Here is a 17,786-nt window from a genome sequence, read left to right on the forward strand (position 1 = left end):
CGCGCCGTGCCGTTTGCGCGCGGCGCGTCGGCTCGCGTCCGGCGGCGTCCGGTCACGTTTTCAGGAATTCATCCATGTCGTTCACCTTCGCCGCGCGGCCGTCGCGCGGCCGGCTCGCGCTCGCCTGCGCGGCCGCCTTTGTCTGGCCGACCGCGCAGGCGGCCCCGATCGATGGCGCTTCCGCCGAACCGGTGCCCGGTGGCTCGGGCAACCCGGCCGGTCGTACCGCACCGGTTGCCGCGGTCGCGCCCGCGCAGACGGGCGACACGCTGACCGCCGTCAGCGTGACCGCCCAGCGGCAACCCGTCGATCCGGACACGCCGGCCGTCGTCGAGTCGATCACGCGCGAGCAGATCGACGCGCACACCAACGTCACCACCGAGGACGCGCTGAAGTACGCGCCCAACCTGATGGTACGCAGGCGCTACATCGGCGACCGCAACAGCGTGTTCGCCGGGCGCGACTTCAACGAACTGCAGAGCGCACGCGGGCTCGTGTACGCCGACGGCCTGCTGCTGTCGAACCTGCTCGGCTCGAGCTATGCGTACCCGCCGCGCTGGTCGCTGATCGCGCCGGACGATATCGCGCGCGTCGACGTGCTGTATGGCCCCTTTTCCGCGCTGTATCCCGGCAACGCGATCGGCTCGACCGTGCTGCTGACGACGCGGCGGCCCGACAAGCTGGAGGCGTCGCTGTCGACGCAGTTCTTCACGCAGCGCTATCACGACGGCTACGGGTTCGCGGACAGTTTCGGCGGCAATCACCAGACCGCGCGGATCGCGAACCGCGTCGGCAGGTTCTGGTTCTCGCTGTCCCTCGACCGGCTGGAGAACGACGGTCAGCCGATGCAGTATGCGAGCCCCGGTTCCGCCTACAACCCGAAGCTCGGCACCGCGGTGCCCGTGACCGGCGCGGCCGCCGACATCGGCCCCAACGGCAAGCCGCGCACGATCGTCGGCGCGCAGAACATCGAACGGACCGAGCAGCTCAACGAGACGGTCCGGATGGGCTATGCGTTCACGGATCACGTCGACGCGACGCTGACGCTCGGGCACTGGGAGAACCATTACCGGCAGCACGGCGAAACCTTCCTGCGCGACGCGGCAGGCAATCCCGTCTACGGCGGCAACGTGTCGATCGGCGGCCAGAACATGACCGTCGCGCCGAGCGCGTTCGCACCGCAGCGCGGCGACCAGGAGAACTGGCTGTACGCGCTCGGGCTGAACGGCCGGCTCGACTCGGGCTGGCGGCTGTCGGGCGTGGTGTCCGCGTACGACGTGTCGCGCGACGTGCTGCGTGCGGCATCGACCGCGCAGGGCGGGGCGGGCACGCTGTTCCAGGGCGACGGCACGGGCTGGCGCACGCTCGACCTGAAGGCCGAGGCGCCGGCAGTGAAGGGGCACACGCTCACGTTCGGCTATCACTACGACAACTATTTCCTGCGCAACGTCACGTACAACACGGCCGACTGGCTGGCCGGGCCGACCACGTCGCTCGCGAGCGTCTACCGGGGCGACACGCGCACGCAGGCGCTGTTCGCGCAGGACGCGTGGCGTTTCGCGCCCGGCTGGCTCGCGACCCTCGGCCTGCGCTACGAGCGCTGGGATGCGTACGGCGGCGCGCTCGGCAATGCCAACGGCACGCTCGGCTACGCGGACCGCGGCGCGAATGCGCTGTCGCCGAAAGTCGCGCTGCAGTGGGACGCGACGGAGGTCTGGCGCTTCCGGCTGTCGTTCGCGACCGGCACGCGCTTCCCGACGGTCGGCGAGCTGTTCCAGGGCACGATCTCGAACAACGCGATCGTCAACAACAACCCGAACCTGCGGCCGGAAAAGGCGATCGACTGGGACTTCACGGCCGAGCGCGACGTGGGTGTCGGCGTCGTGCGCGCGAGCGTGTTCCAGAGCGACCTGCGCGATTCGATCTACAGCCAGACGACGGTTTCCGGCGCGTCGACGGTCACCAACATCTCGAACGTCGATCGTGTGCGCGTGCGCGGCGTCGAGCTCGCCTTCAGCGGCCAGAACGTCGGGCTGCGCGGGCTCGACATTGACGCGAACGTGTCGGCGAGCAATGCGCAGATCCTGGCCGACGCCGCGAACCCCGCGTATGTCGGCTCGCGCTTTCCGCGCATCCCGCGCATGCGCGCGAACCTGCTCGCGTCGTACCGCTTCGACGAACACTGGCTCGCGAGCGTCGGCGTCCGCTACTCGGGCCGCCAGTTCAACACGCTCGACAACAGCGACGTGAATCCGGACGTGTACGGCGGCACGAGCATCTTCACGGTCGTCGACCTGAAGGCGCGCTACCGGTTCGACCGTCACTGGACCGCGTCGGTCGGCATCGACAACCTGACGGACCGCCGCTACTACGTGTTCCACCCGTATCCGGGCCGCACCTTCTTTGGAGAGCTGAAATGGTCGCTGTGAAATCGTTCGCGGCAGGCTGCGCGCTGTGGCTCGCGACGCTGTCGCCGGCCGGTGCGCACGACGCACCCAAGGCCGCCGATCCGCATGCGGCGCACATGAGCATGCAGGCCGCACCGGCGCAACAGAAGCAGCCGCTCGCGACCGGCGCCGCATTCGACGCGCGGCACCGGCTGTGGGTCGCATGGGTCGAAGGCGCGCACGTCGTCGTCGCGCACTCGGACGACGCGGGCCGCACGCTGTCCGCGCCCGTGACCGTCAACGCGATGCCCGAGCCGATCTACACCAGCGCGGAGAATCGCCCGAAGATCGCGACGAGCCCGGACGGTCGCGCGGTGTACGTGTCGTGGTCGATGCCGCTCGATGCGCCGTACACGGGCATGGTGCGCTTCTCGCGTTCGCTCGACGGCGGCGCGACCTGGAGCGTGCCGGTCACCGTGCATCGCGACCGGCAGGCGATCACGCACCGCTTCGACATGATGGCCGTCGATCCGGCCGGCAATATCGCGATCGCGTGGATCGACAAGCGCGATCTCGTCGCGGCGAAGGCGGCGGGGCAGGCGTACGAAGGGGCGGCCGTCTACTACGCGATGTCGCGCGATGGCGGCGCGTCGTTCGAGCCCGAGCGCAAGGTGACGGACCACACCTGCGAATGCTGCCGCATCGCGATGGCGATCGATCCGGCCGGACACATCGAAGCCGTGTGGCGCAACGTGTTCCCGGGGCAGATCCGCGACCATGCGCTCGCGGTGTTGCCCGTGTCGGCGTCGGAGCCCGTCGTGCCGGTGCGTGCGACGTTCTCGAACTGGCATGTCGAAGCCTGCCCCGAGCACGGGCCGGCGCTCGCGATCACGCCGGACGGCACGCGCCATCTCGCTTGGTTCGGCGTCGTCGACGGCCGCGCCGACGTGTTCTACTCGCGCATCGGCGCCGACGGCCGGCCGCGCGGCACGCCCTGGGCGTTCGGCGAAAATCCGGCGGTGCCGGCCGAGCAGGCATCGCATGCGGCGCTCGTCGCGCGCGGCGACGTCGTCTGGCTCGCTTGGAAGGCGTTCGACGGCGACACGATGCAGGTCAAGCTGCGCCGCTCCGACGATCGCGGCGAGCACTGGTCGGCACCGCGCGCGATCGCGTCGACGTCGGGCGCGAGCGACAACCCGCAACTGCTCGACGATGCAGGACGCATCTATCTGTCGTGGCGTACGCGTAACGACGGCTACCGGCTGATTGCCGTGGAGGGCGCGCAATGACACGGCTGATGGTATTGATCGGGGCCGTGCTTGCGAGCTTGCCCGCGTGGGCCGGCGGACTGCAGCCGTTGCGTGCGGACGAGGTCGCGAAGGTGTACGCGACGGCGCATGAACGGCCGCTCGCGGTCGAGATCTGGTCGCTCGATTGCGGCTACTGCCGCGAGAACGCCGCGCATCTGGTCGCGTGGCAGCGCCGGCATCCGGACGTGCAACTCGCGATGATCTCGATGGACGCGTACGACGACAATGGTGCGGCCATTGCACAGGCACTCGCGCAAATGAACCTGCCGCCGCAGGTCGCGCAGTATGCGAACGCGGAGCCGATGCCCGAGCGTCTGCGGGCGGCGCTCGATGCGGGATGGCGGGGAGAAATGCCGCGTACCGTGTGGATCGGACGCGATGGCGCACGCGACGCGCGCAGCGGATTGCTGACGACCGACGTGCTCGACGGCTGGTTGCAGCGCGGCAAGCGCCGCTGAAACGGGGGGCGGCGCGCGGGGGATGCCGCGCGCCGCTTCGGTGCAAGAACGCAAGCGCGCCCGAAGGCGCGCGAGAAGATCGTCAGGCTGCGCGCCGGAACAGCCGGATCACGAACAGCAGGATCACGGCGCCGATGACCGCGACGATCACCGAGCCGATGAAGCCGCTGCCGAGGCTGATGCCGAGCAGCCCGGCCAGCCAGCCGCCGATCACCGCGCCGACGATACCGACGATGATGTCGACGATCAGGCCGAAGCCGCCGCCCTTGACGAGCAGGCCCGCCAGCCAGCCGGCGACCGCGCCGATGATGAGCCACATAATCAAGCCATGAGTCATGGTGATCCTCTCCTTGTGTTGAGTCGAAATGACCGGACGTCGGCTGTTTCGCCGCAAGCTGCATGAAGGCGGCATGCGACCCGCCGCGCCGCCCACGCAATGTAACGCGATAGACGGGTCGGAATCGTTAAGTAATGTTATGCACCCTTAACGGGTTTTTCCAGGTGATTCGTCTGTCGATGAAACGAATCTGTAAGGAATGGGCCGCACGGTGGTGTCGCGTGCGTCATGTGTCATCGTCCGTGCGCCGGCGCCGGTGCGCCCGTGTCGGGCAGGCCGTCGCCGGCGTCGGCAATCAGGCGGGCGACGGTCGCTGCCTCGCCGATCGCCTCGATCGCCAGCAGCGCGAAGCGGGCGAGAAAGAGCGACGCATCGGTTTCGCCGATGCGGGTCATCGTGCGGCACAGGTCGGTGTAGAGGATGTCGCGTTCGGTGTCGGTCATCATGCGTTCTCCTGAAGATCGGCTGACGTGCGCGGGTGGAGCGCGCGTTCGAGTGCGGCGGTCAGGTCGGCGGTGCGAGCATCGTGCCAGCGGCCGAGCACGTGTCCGTCCGGACGCACGAGATAGACGGTGCCGTCGCGCGCACCGTACAGGTCGAACAGCCGGCCGTCGGCATCGTAGCCGCCGCATCCCGGCTGTTGCGGTGCCGCGTGCCGTGCGAGCGTGACCAGCGCGAACGGTAGGCCGGCGTCGTGCAGGTGTCGCTCGAGATCGGCGAACGACGGCTTGGGCGTGCCGTCGCGCGTGAAGCGGAACGCGGTGAAACACGGACCGACGAGATCGGTCAGGTGGCCGCGGCGCGCGCCCTTGGCGGTGCCGATGTCGCCCGCCGCCTGCAGCATCAACGGACATTCCGCCAGTACCGAACCGGGCGCCGGCCCGGCTGAAAATGCATCGCGCTCGTCCGCATTGAGCGGCGACGCCGTGTAGGCGATGGCCGACGTCTGGCGCGGATTGATCAGCGAACGCAACGCCGGATGCCGGACCGCGAGCGTCAGCACGGCCTTGCGCATCAGGTCGAACGCGAACGACGGCGGCGCCATGAACTCGGTGCTCTTGGTGCCGTAGCGCAGGTTCTCGTGCGTCGCGAACACACGCTCGTCCGAATAGCTGTCGAGCAGCGCGTCCGACGCGAGGCCGCGCATCACGTACGCCAGTTTCCACGCGACGTTGTCGGCGTCGTCGATGCCGGAATTCGCGCCGCGCACGCCGAAGATCGGCACGAGGTGCGCGGCGTCGCCGCAGAACAGCACGCGGCCGTGCCGGTAGCGTTCGAGCGTCAGCGCGTTCGCCTTGTAGATCGTGATCCAGATCGGCGACCAGTCGCCGCGCTCGCCCATCATGTCGAGCAGGTTCTGTACGCGCGGGATCACGTTCTCGGGCTTCACGGCCGCTTCGGGATCCTCGTCGTCGCGCAACTGGTAGTCGATCCGCCATACGTTGTCGGGCTGCTTGTGGACGAGCACCGTCGAGCCGGGGTTCGACGCCGGGTCGAAGTAGGCGAGCCGCTCGGTCGGCCGGTTGCTGTCGAGCGCGATGTCGACGATCACGTAGCGGCCTTCATAGCTTGTGCCCTGGAGCGACAGGCCGAGCGCATCGCGTATCGTGCTGCGCCCGCCGTCGCTCGCGACGACCCAGTCGGCATCGAGTGCGTAGCGGCCGAGCGGCGTATCGACGTCGAGGCGCACGCCGTCCGGGTGTCGCGTGACACCCGCGACCTTCGTTTGCCAGCGGATCTCGATGAGCTCGGGGCGGCGCAGCGCGGCATCGAGCAGGAACTGCTCGATGTGATACTGCGCGAGGTTCACCATCGGCGGCAGCTTCTGGTTCTCGTCCTGCGGCATCGTGAAATGCAGCACCTCGTCGCGACGATGGAAGCTGCGTCCGCCGCTCCACGGCAGTCCGATGCGCAGAAAGTCGTCGAGTGCGCCGAGCCGCTCGATGATCTCGAGGCTGCGTCGAGAGATGCAGATCGCGCGGCTGCCGTGACAGACCGAATCGTCGGCTTCAAGGAGCACGCTGCGGATGCCGTGATTGGCGAGGCCGAGTGCGACGGCGAGACCCACGGGCCCGCCGCCGACGATCGCGACGCGGTGCCGCTGCGTCTCGACACCGTCGCTGCAGGTTGGCCGGTGCGCGGGATGACGCACGGCGACGAACGGATATGGCTTGAATTCGATGCCCATCGTTGGCTTCCAGGTTGCGGTAGTCGGACGCGCACGCACGATGACGCGATGCGTGCGGCAGGTCGGATGCAGTATGGAAGCCGTGCCGAACATCGCTGTCCCCATTCCGGGTACAGCGAACGGCCGGCGGCGTGCCGGGATTTACCCCGACGCGTTCAGGATCGGCGCGCGGTTCAGGGTTGCAGGCACAGCGCAAACAGCTGGCGCTGGCTCGAGATGCCGAGGCGCCGGTACGCGCGCTTCTGGTAGGTGACGACGCTCGATGCCTTCACGCCGATCGTCTCGCCGATCTCCTGCGCGGTCTGGCCTTCGAGCACGCCGCGCAGCACGTCGAGTTCGCGCTTGGACAGTGTCGGGCATGCGCCGCGCAGCCGCGCGAGCATCAGTTGCGGGATGCCGATCTGCGTCGAGCCCGTGAGCGCGTAATGATGCTGAGCGGCCTGCGCGATCAGCGGCGCGAGCGTTTCGATGGCCGCGATCTCGCGCGGCTGGAACGCGCCGCTGCGATGCGCGCGATACAGGTTGATCGATAGCCAGGTCGAGTCGTTCGGCTGCATCAGCAACGCGAGGCGATCGGATACGTCCGGGCCGCGGTAGCAGGCCGCGCGATAGGCGTCGTGGCCGATCTCGTCGCCGGCCTGCTGATGCAGCAGCACGTCGCGGCGCTGCGTGCCGCGAGCGGCGGCCGAGACGATCTTCTGGTTGCCGTCGAGCGCATAGAAATGTCGCGCATAGGTGTCGGCGACGTCGCGCAGGTAGCGGCCGCCGCGATGATCGGCGACCGACACGGTGCGTGGCCGGTTGCCGAACTCGTACGCGAAGATCGTGCACTGCGTGACCGACAGCGCGTCGTCGAACAGCTTCAGGATTTCCGCGGCGAACGCGTTCGGCTCGTTGCCGCCGATCGCGGCGACGAGGCTGGTCGCGCGCGACACGTCCAGTTGTCCGCTGAGGTTCGGTCGCTCGAGACGCCAGGTGCGCATGATGCTTGGGGGAGGGCCGGGTGGTCCGGCGATTGTAATCGGCGGCGCGCGGCGCGGGAGTCGGGGGATGCCCGCAAGCGGCAATGACGGGGAGGGCGGGCGCACGATTTCGTGTATCGGAAAAACGTGGCCGGAAAAGAGAAAAGGCCTGATAAGCGATGCTTATCAGGCCTTTATATCTTGGTGCCGGAGATAGGAGTCGAACCTACGACCTTCGCATTACGAATGCGCTGCTCTACCAACTGAGCTACACCGGCAGCAGAGAAATGAAATTATATGGTGAAATCCGAGATCTTGGCAATAGGTTTTGCGAATTTTTTTTCAGCTTGCTGCTGCTGTTTCGCGTACCCATCGATCCGGCGGACTTCCCGCTTTCACTTCACTGCGACGCAGCCCGTCAGGGCCACATCGCGAAGGCGCGATTGTACTGACGTCTCGCACCTCCGTCCAGTGCTGCAGTGCAAATTTATTTGCCTTCGTTGTGATAGCCGGTCACACGCTCGACTTCGTTCTTCGAACCGAGGAACACCGGCACGCGCTGGTGCAGGCCGGTCGGCTGCACTTCCATGATGCGCTGCGTGCCCGTCGTCGCGGCGCCGCCCGCCTGTTCGACGATGAACGACATCGGGTTCGCTTCATACATCAGGCGCAGCTTGCCCGGACGATCGGGCGTGCGCTTGTCGGCCGGGTACATGAAGATGCCGCCGCGGTTCAGGATCCGGTGCACGTCGGCCACCATCGACGCGATCCAGCGCATGTTGAAGTTGTCGCCGCGCGGGCCTTCCTTGCCGGCGTTCAGCTCGTTGACGTAGCGCTGGACCGGTTCGTACCAGTGGCGTGCGTTCGATGCGTTGATCGCGTATTCGCGCGTATCGGCCGGGATCTGCATGTTGCTTTGCGTGAGCACCCACGAGCCGACTTCGCGATCGAGCGTAAAGCAGTTCACGCCGTTGCCGGTCGTCAGCACGAACACGGTTTGCGGGCCGTACACCGCGTAGCCGGCCGCGACCTGCTCCGTGCCTGGCTGCAGGAACGATTCCTCGGTGGCCTGCTTGCCGTCCGGGCAGCGCAGCACCGAGAAGATCGTGCCGATCGACACGTTCACGTCGATGTTCGACGAGCCGTCGAGCGGGTCGAACACGAGCAGGTATTCGCCGCGCGGGTAGTTCGCGGGGATCGGGAAGAACGTTTCCATTTCCTCCGACGCCATCGCGGCGAGGTTGCCGCCCCATTCGTTCGCGTCGAGCAGGATCTCGTTCGACAGGATGTCGAGCTTCTTCTGCACTTCGCCCTGGACGTTCTCGCTGCCGGCGGTACCGAGTGCATCGCCGAGCGCGCCCTTCGACACGTTGTAGCTGATCGCCTTGCACGCGCGGGCGACGACTTCGATCAGCAGGCGGAGGTCGGCGGGGAGGTTGTTGGTCTCACGCTGCTGCTCGATCAGGAACTTGGACAGCGTGGTGCGGCGGGCAATGGACATGACAGACTCCGAAAGGCCAAAGAATCCTTGAATTGCCGCAATTTTACCCGGCGCGCCTCCCGACCCGCCGCCTTTTTTCGTCCGGTTACATGGTCGGGCGGCCGATTCGGCCGGGTTCCGGCGTGCGTGGCGCAGTGGACCGACCCTGCTGCGGCGGGAAAGCCGGGCGCTCGAACCCCTTGTCCGGCTCCGACCCCGCCAACCTGTAGCCGATAAAAAAGCCGGCGCCGCAACGGGGCGGTGCCGGCTTCGTCGCGCGGGCGCGCGACGCGAATCGCGCGCGCAACGCTAGGTTACGCGAGCGCCTTCTCGACGATCTCGCGCACGTCGCGCGATTTCGCGCCGGCGGCGACTTGCTCGAGCGCTTCGCGCATCCGGTCGCGCAGCGCCGGCGTGAAGCGGCGCCACAGTTCGAGCGAGCGGGCGAGGCGCGCGGCGACCTGCGGGTTGATCGCGTCGAGCGCGAGCACCTGTTCGGCCCAGAACGCGTAGCCCGAGCCGTCCACCGCGTGGAATTGCGCCGGGTTTGCCGCGCAGAAGCTGAAGATCAGCGAGCGTGCGCGGTTCGGGTTCTTCAGGTTGAACGCGGGATGCGCCATCAGCGTGCGGACCTTCGTGAGCGTCGGCTGGGCGGACGTGCCGCGCTGCGCGGCCTGCATCGCGAACCACTTGTCGATCACGAGCGCTTCGTTCTCGAAGCGACGGTAGAAGTCGTCGAGCGCACGCGTGGCCGCGTCGTTCGCGCCCGACGCCGCGGCGGACAGCAGCGCGCCGAGCGCGGCGGCGCGATCGGTCATGTTGTTCGCGGCGTCGTACTGCGCGGTCGAGATACGGACGGCGTCGGCCGGATCCTCGAGTTCGGCGAGATACGCGAGCGCGAGGTTCTTCAGCGCACGGCGGCCGGAAGCGTCGGGTGTCGGCTCGTACGCGCCCGGCGTCCGGTGCTGCTCGTACGCGGCGAGCCACTCGGCGCGCAGTGCGGTCGCGAGCTTGCGGCGCACGAACTGGCGCGCGCGATGCACGGCAGCCGGATCGGCTTCCGCCATCTGGTCGGCCAGATAGGTTTCCGACGGCAGCGTCAGCGCGAGTTCGCGGAACGCGGGCGACAGGTTTTCATCGGTCAGCACGCGGCGGAACGCGGCGACGAAGTTCTCGCCGAGCGTGAGCGGCTCGTTCGCGGCGGCGCGCGCGGCGAGCGTCAGCAGCGCGCGCGTCGCGAGACGCTGGCCGGCTTCCCAGCGGTTGAACGGGTCGCTGTCGTGCGCGAGCAGGAAGGCGAGGTCGTCGTCGCTGTAGTCGTACTCGACGATCACCGGCGCCGAGAAGTTGCGCAGCAGCGACGGCAGCGGCTGTTCCGGCACGTCGACGAACGTGAAGGTCTGTTCGGTGTCGGTGAAGTCGAGCACGCGTGTCGTGCCCGAGGCGGCGGCTTCGCCGTCGAGGCGCAGCGGCAGGTCGCGGCCGTCGCGGCCGATCAGGCCGATCGCGAACGGGATCAGCAGCGGCCCCTGCTGCGTCTCGCGCGCGGCCGGCGACGCGTCGCCGTAGCCCTGCGCCAGCGTGACCGTGTAGCGGCGCGCGGCCGCGTCGTACGCGGTGCGCACCGACACGCGCGGCGTGCCGGCCTGGCTGTACCAGCGCTCGAATTGCGCGAGGTCGCGCCCGTTGGCGTCGGCCATCGCGTGACGGAAGTCGTCGCACGTCACCGCGTGACCGTCGTGGCGCTTGAAGTACAGGTCCATCCCCTTGCGGAACCCGTCGCGGCCGAACAGCGTCTGGTACATCCGCACGACTTCCGAGCCTTTCTCGTAGACGGTCATCGTGTAGAAGTTGTTGATCTCGACGTAGCTTTCCGGACGCACCGGATGCGCCATCGGGCCCGCGTCCTCGGCGAACTGCAGCTGGCGCAGCACGCGCACGTCCTCGATGCGCTTGACCGCGCGGGCCGCGGATTCGACGTCGTCGCCCGCCGCCATGTCGGCCGAGAATTCCTGGTCGCGGAACACCGTCAGCCCTTCCTTCAGGCTCAGCTGGAACCAGTCGCGGCAGGTCACGCGGTTGCCGGTCCAGTTGTGGAAGTACTCGTGGCCGACCACCGATTCGATGTTCGCGAAGTCGGTGTCGGTCGCAGTCTCGGGGTTCGCCAGCACGTACTTCGTGTTGAAGATGTTGAGCCCCTTGTTCTCCATCGCGCCCATGTTGAAGTCGCCGACCGCGACGATCATGAAGCGGTCGAGATCGAGCTCGAGGCCGAAGCGCTGCTCGTCCCAGCGGATCGAGTGGATCAGCGAATCCATCGCGTGGCGGGTCTTGTCGAGATCGGCCGGTTCGACCCAGACCTGCAGCAGCTTTTCCTTGCCGGAGCCGGACGTGATCTTTTCCTCGATCGCGACGAGCTTGCCCGCGACCAGCGCGAACAGATAGCTCGGCTTGCGGAACGGGTCTTCCCATTTCGCGAAGTGGCGGCCGTCGGGCAGCTCGCCCGAGTCGACGAGGTTGCCGTTCGACAGCAGCACCGGATACGCGGTCCGGTCGGCGCGCAGCGTGACGGTGTACGACGCCATCACGTCGGGGCGGTCGAGGAAGTAGGTGATGCGGCGAAAGCCTTCGGCCTCGCACTGCGTGAAGAAGTTGCCGCTCGACACGTACAGGCCGGACAGCGTCGTGTTCTGGTCCGGTGCGCACGCGCTGTCGAGCGTGAGCTCGAACGCGTCGGGCACGTTTTCGACGGTCAGCCCGTGTTCGTGCGCGCGCACCGCACCGTACGGCGCGCCGTCGAGCCGGGCGGCGACGAATTCGAGGGCTTCGCCCATCAGCTCCAGGTGCGGGGCGGGCGCCGCGTCCGGATTGCGGCGCACGCGCATCGTGTTCCTGACGATCGTGCGGGCCGGCGCGAGATCGAATTCGAGTGCGACGGAATCGATGAGGAAGGCCGGCGGCGTGTAGTCGGCGCGGCGGATCACGGTGGAGGAGGCGTTGTCGGACATGGTCGTCGAGATCGGTGGAATGGGGATCGGGCACGCGGCGCGGGCCGGGCGAACCGGGCCATTGTACAAAGGCTTGCCGCCGCGTGTCGGGCGAACTTTTTACCGGTTCCGGCAGTCCGCGTATTATCGGCATCCCGTACGGTTCGCGCGGTGCGACGAACGGGTGACGGATCGATGAGGATCGACATGAAACGCGAATGGATTCAACGCGGTGCGGGCTGGGCGGCGGGGTTGTGCGTGGCGCTGCTGACGGGCTGCACCAGCTATGTGACGACACAGGTCACGGCCTTCTCCGACTGGAGCGGCAGCGACGCGACACGCACTTACGCCTTCACGCGCACCGATGCGCAGAAGCACAGCATCGAGCAGTCGACCTACGAGCCGATCGTCGCGAGCGAACTGTCCGCGTACGCATTCCGGCAGGTGCCGGCCGCGCAGGCGCGCTATCTGGTCGGGCTGGCCTACGGGGTCGGCAGCGATCTGGTGACGGTGCCGCAACCGGTCTACTACGACCCGTGGTTCATGGGGCCGGGGCCGTACTGGCGGGGCGGCCCGTGGGGCCCGTGGGGGCCCTGGGGGCCGATGCCGGCCGGCTACGTCGCGCAGACCTACCAGGTCTTCGACTACACGCTCGGCATCCGGATCACCGAGCGCGCGACCGGCAAGGAGGTGTATAACGTGACCGCGCGCACCACGGGCGACAACGGTGCGCTGCTGTATGCGATGCCGTTCCTCGCGCGTAGCGCGCTCGCCGATTTCCCGCTGTCGAACGGCGCGATCCGCACGGTGCGGCTGCCGGTCGACAAGCGCGGCGGGCCGGCCGCGCCGGCCGCCAACGAGCGTGCGGTGCCGGCGGCGCCGGCATCGGGGGCGGCGGTCGCGAAGTAACGCGGTATCGACACCGGCGCGGCCGCCCGGCCGCGCCGCTTGCCTGCGTGCGTCAGACCCCGACGCCCAGCAGCGCCATCGCGCCCAGCACGACGAACAGCACGGCCGCGATGCCGTGCACCAGCTTGGTCGGCAGGCGGTGCGCGAAACGGTCGCCCAGCAGGATCGCGGGCACGTTCGCGAGCATCATCCCGAAGGTCGTGCCGGCCACCACGCCGATGTAGTCCTGGAAGCGCGCGGCGAGCGCGACGGTCGCGATCTGCGTCTTGTCGCCCATTTCCGCGAGGAAGAACGCGACGAGCGTCGCGCCGAACACGCCGAGCCGCGTGCGGTTCGCATTGGCTTCGTCCGCATCGAGCTTGTCCGGCACGAGGATCCACAACCCCATGGCGATGAACGAGAACGCGAGCGCCCAGCGCATGATCGACGGCGTGACGAGCACGCCGAGCCATTCGCCGAGCGCACCGGCGAAGCCGTGGTTCACGAGCGTCGCGACCAGTACGCCGAGAATGATCGGCACGGGCTTGCGATAGCGCGCGGCCAGCACGAGGGACAGCAGTTGGGTCTTGTCGCCGATTTCAGCGAGGGCGACGGCGCCGGTGGAGATCAGGAAGGCTTGGGACACGTATGGGGTTCCACGGGCCGGTGTTGTGCGTGCGAGCGACGATCCGCCGCGCGCCGGGCCCTGATGCGGCGCGCAGTGAACCATCGGTCTCGCCAGGCCTTGGTGGCTGCGCCCGCCATGGCCGAACGGCCAAGTCTGTTGACGGACGCCTCCGTCACGATGCGCGCCGGGGGCGCGGGACATCGAGCGGAGCGGCTACTCCCCAATGAGCGGCGAATTCTAGCACGACGCGTGCCGCGCTAGCATTCGGCGGCTCCGGCATGCGCTGCGGCGCGTGCCGGAGCCGGGTGGGGCTCGGGTACGTGCGTTACGCGGCAGCGCGGCGTGCGGCACCGCGCTCGTGTACGAGCCGGCCGGCCGCGTACGTGCGGTATACGGCGCGGTCGTCGCCGAGCAGCGCGAACGCGAACAGCAGTTCCTCGAGCGACTCCGCGCGCTTGGTGCGGCGCGCGAGCAGCGGCGTGGCCTGCGGGTCGAGCACGACGAAGTCGGCTTCGGTGCGCGGCGCGAGCGTGCCGACCGTGTCGGCCAGATCGAGCGCCTGCGCGGCGCCGGCCGTCGCGAGCCAGAACATCCGCGTCGCGGTCAGGTGGTGGCCCGACAGCCGCGCGACCTTGTGCGCCTCGTTCATCGTCTGCAGCATCGAGAACGACGTGCCGCCGCCGACGTCGGTGGCGAGCGTGACGGGCACGTCGTATTCGCCCGCCTTGTCGAAGTCGAACAGCCCGCTGCCGAGGAAGAAGTTCGACGTCGGGCAGTGCGCGACGACGGTGCGCGTCTCGGCCATCCGGCGGCGATCCTCGTCGTCGAGGTGGATGCAGTGGCCGTACACCGCGCGCGGACGCAGCAGCCCGTAGCGATCGTAGATGTCGAGATAGCTGCGGTGGCCGGGGAACAGCTCGGCGACCCATTTCACTTCATCGACGTTTTCGGCGACGTGGCTCTGCACGAACACGTCCGGATGGCGGCGCGCGAGTTCGCTGCACGCCTCGAGCTGCGCCTCGGTGGAGGTCGGCGCGAAGCGCGGCGTGAGCGCATACATCTGGCGGCCTTTGCCGTGCCAGCGGCCGATCAGCTCGGCGCTGTCGTCATAGCCCGATTGCGCGGTGTCGCGCAGGAACTCGGGGCAGTTGCGGTCCATCAGCACCTTGCCCGCGATCATCCGCAGGTCGCGCGCGTCGCTCGCCGCGAACAGCGCGTCGGCCGACTGCTTGTGCACGGTGCAGTAGACGAGCGCGCTCGTCGTGCCGCAGGCGAGCAGTTCGTCGACGAAGAAGTCGGCGACCTCGCGCGCATGTTCCGGATCGCCGAACTGGCGCTCGGTCGGAAACGTGTACTTGTCGAGCCACGGCAGCAGGCCGGGGGCCGGCGACGCGATCATGTCCGTCTGCGGATAGTGGATGTGCGTGTCGATGAAGCCGGGCACGATCAGCTTGTCGCGCAGGTCGTGGACGATCGCGTCGCGCGCGAGCGTCGCGGCGAGCCGCGCATACGGGCCGGCCGCGACGACCTTGCCGTCGTCGACGATCAGGAGGCCGTCGGTCTCGTGGTTCGCGGCCTGGCTCGACTGCGCCGGGTCGCCGTTGAAGGTCAGCAGCTGGGAACGGAATGCGGTTTGCGTCATGACGAATGGTCCTGCATCAAGGTAAGGCGAACAGAAGAAAACGGTCGGTGCCGCGCGGGCGACGGCATGGCGTGCGCTGTCCGCGCCTGCGCGATGCGGCGACGCGCGAAGGCGGGGGCGCCGCGGATGGCGATCGCGCACGCGAGCGTGGCGGCCGCCATCACCGGGTTGCCGGCGGACAGTGCCGCGATTGCGACCGCAATCGCGACCGGCGCGGCGCCGAGCTGCATGACGAGCCGCAACGACAGGCTTCGGCGCGCGGCGGCGCACAACGCCGTCGCCACGCGGGCGACGGGCGCGCTGCCGGCGTGCGTGCGCGGTGCACGCACGCGGCCGGCGCGGCACTGGGCCGAGCCGGTCGCCGCGAAGCGGATGTCGTTGCGGTGTTTCATCTGTCTAGCGAACCTCGATGCCGGCCGTCACGCGGCCTGCCAGTACGAATCGAGACGCGCGATCAGCGCATCGCGCTGCGCGGCGTCGACGAACGACGCCTCGAAGCCGTTGCGGATCACCGCGTGCACTTCGGCGTCCGTCAGCTGCAGCCCGGCGACCGTCGCGAAGTAGTTGTCGTTGACGTAGCCGCCGAAATAGGCCGGATCGTCGGAATTGATCGTCACCGCGACGCCGCGATCGAGCAGCGCCTTCAGCGTGTGCTTTGCCATGTCGTCGAACACGCACAGCTTCAGGTTCGACAGCGGGCACACGGTCAGCGCCGTGCGCGTGCGCGCGAGGCGCTCGACGAGCGCCGCATCCTCGATGCTGCGCACGCCGTGGTCGATCCGGTCGACCTTCAGCACGTCGAGCGCTTCGTAGATGTAGGCGGGCGGGCCTTCCTCGCCGGCATGCGCGACGAGCTTCAGCCCGAGCGCGCGCGCCTTCTCGAACACGCGCGCGAACTTCGTCGGCGGATGGCCGAGCTCGGACGAGTCGAGCCCGACGCCGATCAGCCGATGGCGATAGCGTTCGAACAGCGGCAGCGCGGAATCGAACGTCGCGAGCGCGTCCTCTTCGGACAGGTGGCGCAGGAAGCACAGGATCAGCTTGCTCGACAGCCCGCGCTGCTCGGCATCGGCGAGCGCGCGGTCGATGCCGGCCACCACAGTCTCGATCGGCACGCCGCGTTCGGTGTGCGTCTGCGGGTCGAAGAACAGCTCGGTGTGGACGACGTTGTCGGCGAGCGCGCGTTCGCAGTACGCGGCCGTCATGTCGTAGAAATCCTGCTCGGTCAGCAGCACGCTCGCGCCGGCGTAATAGATGTCGAGGAACGACTGCAGGTCGGTGAACGCGTATGCGGCGCGCAGTGCTTCAATCGATTCGTACGCGAGCTTCACGCCGTTGCGCTGCGCGAGCGCGAAAATCAGTTCGGGCTCGAGCGAGCCTTCGATATGGATGTGCAGCTCCGCTTTCGGAGCGCGGGCAATCTTGTCCTTGAATGTCGGGGTCATGGCGTTGTTCTTGGTCGGTCAGAATGATGGGGAAGCCTGCGCGGTCGCGTTCGCCTCGACGGCCTGCAGCAACTGCGCGGCCACCGAGATCGCGATCACTTCGGGTGCCTTGTCGATGATGCCTTCGACGCCGATCGGGCAGCGCATCCGCGCGACCTGGGCCGGGTCGATGCCGATCGCGGCCAGCCGATGATCGAACTGCACGCGCTTGGTGTGCGAGCCGGTCATCCCGAAGTACGCATAGTCGCCGCGCCGCAGGATGCGCTCGGCCAGCACGAAATCGAGTGCGTGGTCGTGCGTCATCACGACGAAGTACGCGTGCGGCGGCGCCGTGTCGACGGCATCGGGCAGGCTGGCAACCGCGTCGATCGCGAGATTGCCGATCCCGGCGAGCGCCTCGGCCGGCGGGAACACCGCGTCGGGCCCGTCGATCCAGCGCACGTGGCACGGCAGCGTCGCCAGCACCTTCACGAGCGCGGTGCCGATGTGTCCGGCGCCGAACAGCACGACGGGGAACGCATACGGCGCGATCGTTTCGGTCATCAGCGCCACGCCGCCGGTTTCCCACAGCAGGCAATCGGCACGCGCGGCGGGCGATTCGGGCTCGCTCAGCAGCGGCGTGCCCGGCGAGGGGCCGAATGATACGCTACGCACGGTCGCGGCGCCGGCCGCGACACGCTTCGCGAGCGACATGATCCAGCCGAGGTCGCCGACGTCGAGCCGCTCGAACGCGAGCACGACCGCGCCGCCGCAGCACTGGCCCAGGCTCGGGCCGAGCGCGAGCCGTTCGAGCCGGCGCGCGTGGGGCACGTGCGCGCCGTCCTTCAGCAGGTGCCGCGCGATCTCGATCGCCTTCCATTCCAGATGACCGCCGCCGATCGTATGGCGGGCCGTGTCGCGCGTGACGAGCATCTTGGTGCCGGCCTCGCGCGGCGCGGAACCGTCGGTATGCGCGACCGTCACGAGCACGGCCGCTTCGCCATGCGCGAGCAGTTGCTGCAGCTCGCCGAGCCAGGCTTCCATCAGCACGCTCCGTTCGGGACGACGCGGCACGACGCGCGGCGCGGGCTGGCG

At 68.5% G+C, this 17,786-nt stretch carries 15 protein-coding genes, 1 tRNA gene and 1 riboswitch; of the genes, 4 read left to right on the forward strand and 12 right to left on the reverse strand.

What is annotated here, in order from left to right; translation table 11 throughout:
* The first annotated feature begins 74 nt into the window (after window positions 1-74).
* Genes U5771_RS07960 through U5771_RS07970 form a run of 3 tightly spaced genes read left to right on the forward strand, consistent with a single transcriptional unit; the run spans window position 75 to window position 4,155 of the window.
* A complete protein-coding gene (locus tag U5771_RS07960; RefSeq protein WP_322023459.1) occupies window positions 75-2,429 on the forward strand; it encodes a TonB-dependent receptor in 2,355 nt (784 codons plus the stop codon).
* A complete protein-coding gene (locus U5771_RS07965; protein WP_322023460.1) occupies window positions 2,417-3,676 on the forward strand; it encodes a sialidase family protein in 1,260 nt (419 codons plus the stop codon). Before U5771_RS07960 ends, U5771_RS07965 begins: the two co-directional genes overlap by 13 nt.
* The gene (locus tag U5771_RS07970; RefSeq protein ID WP_322023461.1) at window positions 3,673-4,155 is read left to right on the forward strand and encodes a TlpA disulfide reductase family protein; all 483 of its coding nucleotides are present in this window, start codon (window positions 3,673-3,675) and stop codon (window positions 4,153-4,155) included. Before U5771_RS07965 ends, U5771_RS07970 begins: the two co-directional genes overlap by 4 nt.
* An 82-nt stretch (window positions 4,156-4,237) precedes the next feature.
* On the opposite strand, the gene U5771_RS07975 is transcribed toward U5771_RS07970, so the two are convergent.
* The 7 genes from U5771_RS07975 to pepN form a co-directional block, all read right to left on the reverse strand.
* Window positions 4,238-4,492, reverse strand: coding sequence for a GlsB/YeaQ/YmgE family stress response membrane protein (locus U5771_RS07975; protein WP_322023462.1), 255 nt, complete (start codon window positions 4,490-4,492; stop codon window positions 4,238-4,240).
* A 233-nt stretch (window positions 4,493-4,725) separates the two neighbouring features.
* Entirely contained in the window at window positions 4,726-4,938 is a 213-nt protein-coding gene (locus U5771_RS07980) for a hypothetical protein (protein ID WP_322023463.1), read from the reverse strand.
* Window positions 4,935-6,680, reverse strand: coding sequence for an FAD-dependent oxidoreductase (locus U5771_RS07985; protein ID WP_322023464.1), 1,746 nt, complete (start codon window positions 6,678-6,680; stop codon window positions 4,935-4,937). The genes U5771_RS07980 and U5771_RS07985 overlap by 4 nt, the downstream gene beginning before the upstream one ends.
* A 173-nt stretch (window positions 6,681-6,853) precedes the next feature.
* Entirely contained in the window at window positions 6,854-7,663 is an 810-nt protein-coding gene (locus tag U5771_RS07990) for a helix-turn-helix transcriptional regulator (protein WP_322023465.1), read from the reverse strand.
* Between the two features lie 181 nt (window positions 7,664-7,844).
* A tRNA-Thr gene (locus tag U5771_RS07995) sits at window positions 7,845-7,920 on the reverse strand.
* Between the two features lie 209 nt (window positions 7,921-8,129).
* Window positions 8,130-9,143: a class 1 fructose-bisphosphatase gene (locus U5771_RS08000; RefSeq protein ID WP_322023466.1), complete on the reverse strand. Its 1,014-nt coding sequence runs from the start codon at window positions 9,141-9,143 to the stop codon at window positions 8,130-8,132.
* Window positions 9,144-9,436: 293 nt separating this feature from the next.
* Entirely contained in the window at window positions 9,437-12,130 is a 2,694-nt protein-coding gene (gene pepN, locus U5771_RS08005; protein ID WP_322023467.1) for an aminopeptidase N, read from the reverse strand.
* Between the two features lie 186 nt (window positions 12,131-12,316).
* Here pepN and U5771_RS08010 point away from each other — a divergent pair, with 186 nt between their 5' ends.
* Window positions 12,317-13,018, forward strand: coding sequence for a DUF4136 domain-containing protein (locus U5771_RS08010; protein ID WP_322023468.1), 702 nt, complete (start codon window positions 12,317-12,319; stop codon window positions 13,016-13,018).
* A 52-nt stretch (window positions 13,019-13,070) separates the two neighbouring features.
* On the opposite strand, the gene U5771_RS08015 is transcribed toward U5771_RS08010, so the two are convergent.
* The 5 genes from U5771_RS08015 to xdhC all read right to left on the reverse strand — a co-directional run bounded on the left by U5771_RS08015 (window position 13,071) and on the right by xdhC (window position 17,735).
* Entirely contained in the window at window positions 13,071-13,643 is a 573-nt protein-coding gene (locus U5771_RS08015; protein WP_322023469.1) for a TMEM165/GDT1 family protein, read from the reverse strand.
* Between the two features lie 78 nt (window positions 13,644-13,721).
* Window positions 13,722-13,859, reverse strand: a riboswitch (yybP-ykoY riboswitch).
* A 91-nt stretch (window positions 13,860-13,950) separates the two neighbouring features.
* Window positions 13,951-15,267, reverse strand: coding sequence for a guanine deaminase (guaD, locus tag U5771_RS08020; RefSeq protein ID WP_322023470.1), 1,317 nt, complete (start codon window positions 15,265-15,267; stop codon window positions 13,951-13,953).
* On the reverse strand, window positions 15,264-15,659 hold the full coding sequence (locus U5771_RS08025; RefSeq protein ID WP_322023471.1) for a hypothetical protein: 396 nt from the start codon (window positions 15,657-15,659) through the stop codon (window positions 15,264-15,266). The genes guaD and U5771_RS08025 overlap by 4 nt, the downstream gene beginning before the upstream one ends.
* A 27-nt stretch (window positions 15,660-15,686) precedes the next feature.
* Window positions 15,687-16,712 carry an adenosine deaminase gene (locus U5771_RS08030; RefSeq protein ID WP_322023472.1) on the reverse strand — a complete coding sequence of 342 codons (1,026 nt, stop codon included), beginning with the start codon at window positions 16,710-16,712 and terminating at the stop codon, window positions 15,687-15,689.
* 18 nt (window positions 16,713-16,730) lie between these two features.
* Window positions 16,731-17,735: a xanthine dehydrogenase accessory protein XdhC gene (gene xdhC / locus U5771_RS08035; RefSeq protein ID WP_322023473.1), complete on the reverse strand. Its 1,005-nt coding sequence runs from the start codon at window positions 17,733-17,735 to the stop codon at window positions 16,731-16,733.
* Window positions 17,736-17,786 lie beyond the last annotated feature (51 nt).

Origin of the sequence: Burkholderia sp. BCC1977, assembly GCF_905339595.1 — a bacterium.
GTDB lineage: Bacteria > Pseudomonadota > Gammaproteobacteria > Burkholderiales > Burkholderiaceae > Burkholderia.

Bases quoted from the DNA above. Each gene is read 5' to 3' on its own strand.
- pepN (WP_322023467.1), bottom strand. From the start codon at position 12,130: ATGTCCGACAACGCCTCCTCCACCGTGATCCGCCGCGCCGACTACACG.
- U5771_RS07970 (WP_322023461.1), top strand. From the start codon at position 3,673: ATGACACGGCTGATGGTATTGATCGGGGCCGTGCTTGCGAGCTTGCCC.
- U5771_RS07975 (WP_322023462.1), bottom strand. From the start codon at position 4,492: ATGACTCATGGCTTGATTATGTGGCTCATCATCGGCGCGGTCGCCGGC.
- U5771_RS07980 (WP_322023463.1), bottom strand. From the start codon at position 4,938: ATGATGACCGACACCGAACGCGACATCCTCTACACCGACCTGTGCCGC.
- U5771_RS07965 (WP_322023460.1), top strand. From the start codon at position 2,417: ATGGTCGCTGTGAAATCGTTCGCGGCAGGCTGCGCGCTGTGGCTCGCG.
- U5771_RS07960 (WP_322023459.1), top strand. From the start codon at position 75: ATGTCGTTCACCTTCGCCGCGCGGCCGTCGCGCGGCCGGCTCGCGCTC.
- guaD (WP_322023470.1), bottom strand. From the start codon at position 15,267: ATGACGCAAACCGCATTCCGTTCCCAGCTGCTGACCTTCAACGGCGAC.
- U5771_RS08010 (WP_322023468.1), top strand. From the start codon at position 12,317: ATGAAACGCGAATGGATTCAACGCGGTGCGGGCTGGGCGGCGGGGTTG.
- U5771_RS08000 (WP_322023466.1), bottom strand. From the start codon at position 9,143: ATGTCCATTGCCCGCCGCACCACGCTGTCCAAGTTCCTGATCGAGCAG.
- U5771_RS07985 (WP_322023464.1), bottom strand. From the start codon at position 6,680: ATGGGCATCGAATTCAAGCCATATCCGTTCGTCGCCGTGCGTCATCCC.
- U5771_RS07990 (WP_322023465.1), bottom strand. From the start codon at position 7,663: ATGCGCACCTGGCGTCTCGAGCGACCGAACCTCAGCGGACAACTGGAC.
- U5771_RS08025 (WP_322023471.1), bottom strand. From the start codon at position 15,659: ATGAAACACCGCAACGACATCCGCTTCGCGGCGACCGGCTCGGCCCAG.
- xdhC (WP_322023473.1), bottom strand. From the start codon at position 17,735: ATGGAAGCCTGGCTCGGCGAGCTGCAGCAACTGCTCGCGCATGGCGAA.
- U5771_RS08030 (WP_322023472.1), bottom strand. From the start codon at position 16,712: ATGACCCCGACATTCAAGGACAAGATTGCCCGCGCTCCGAAAGCGGAG.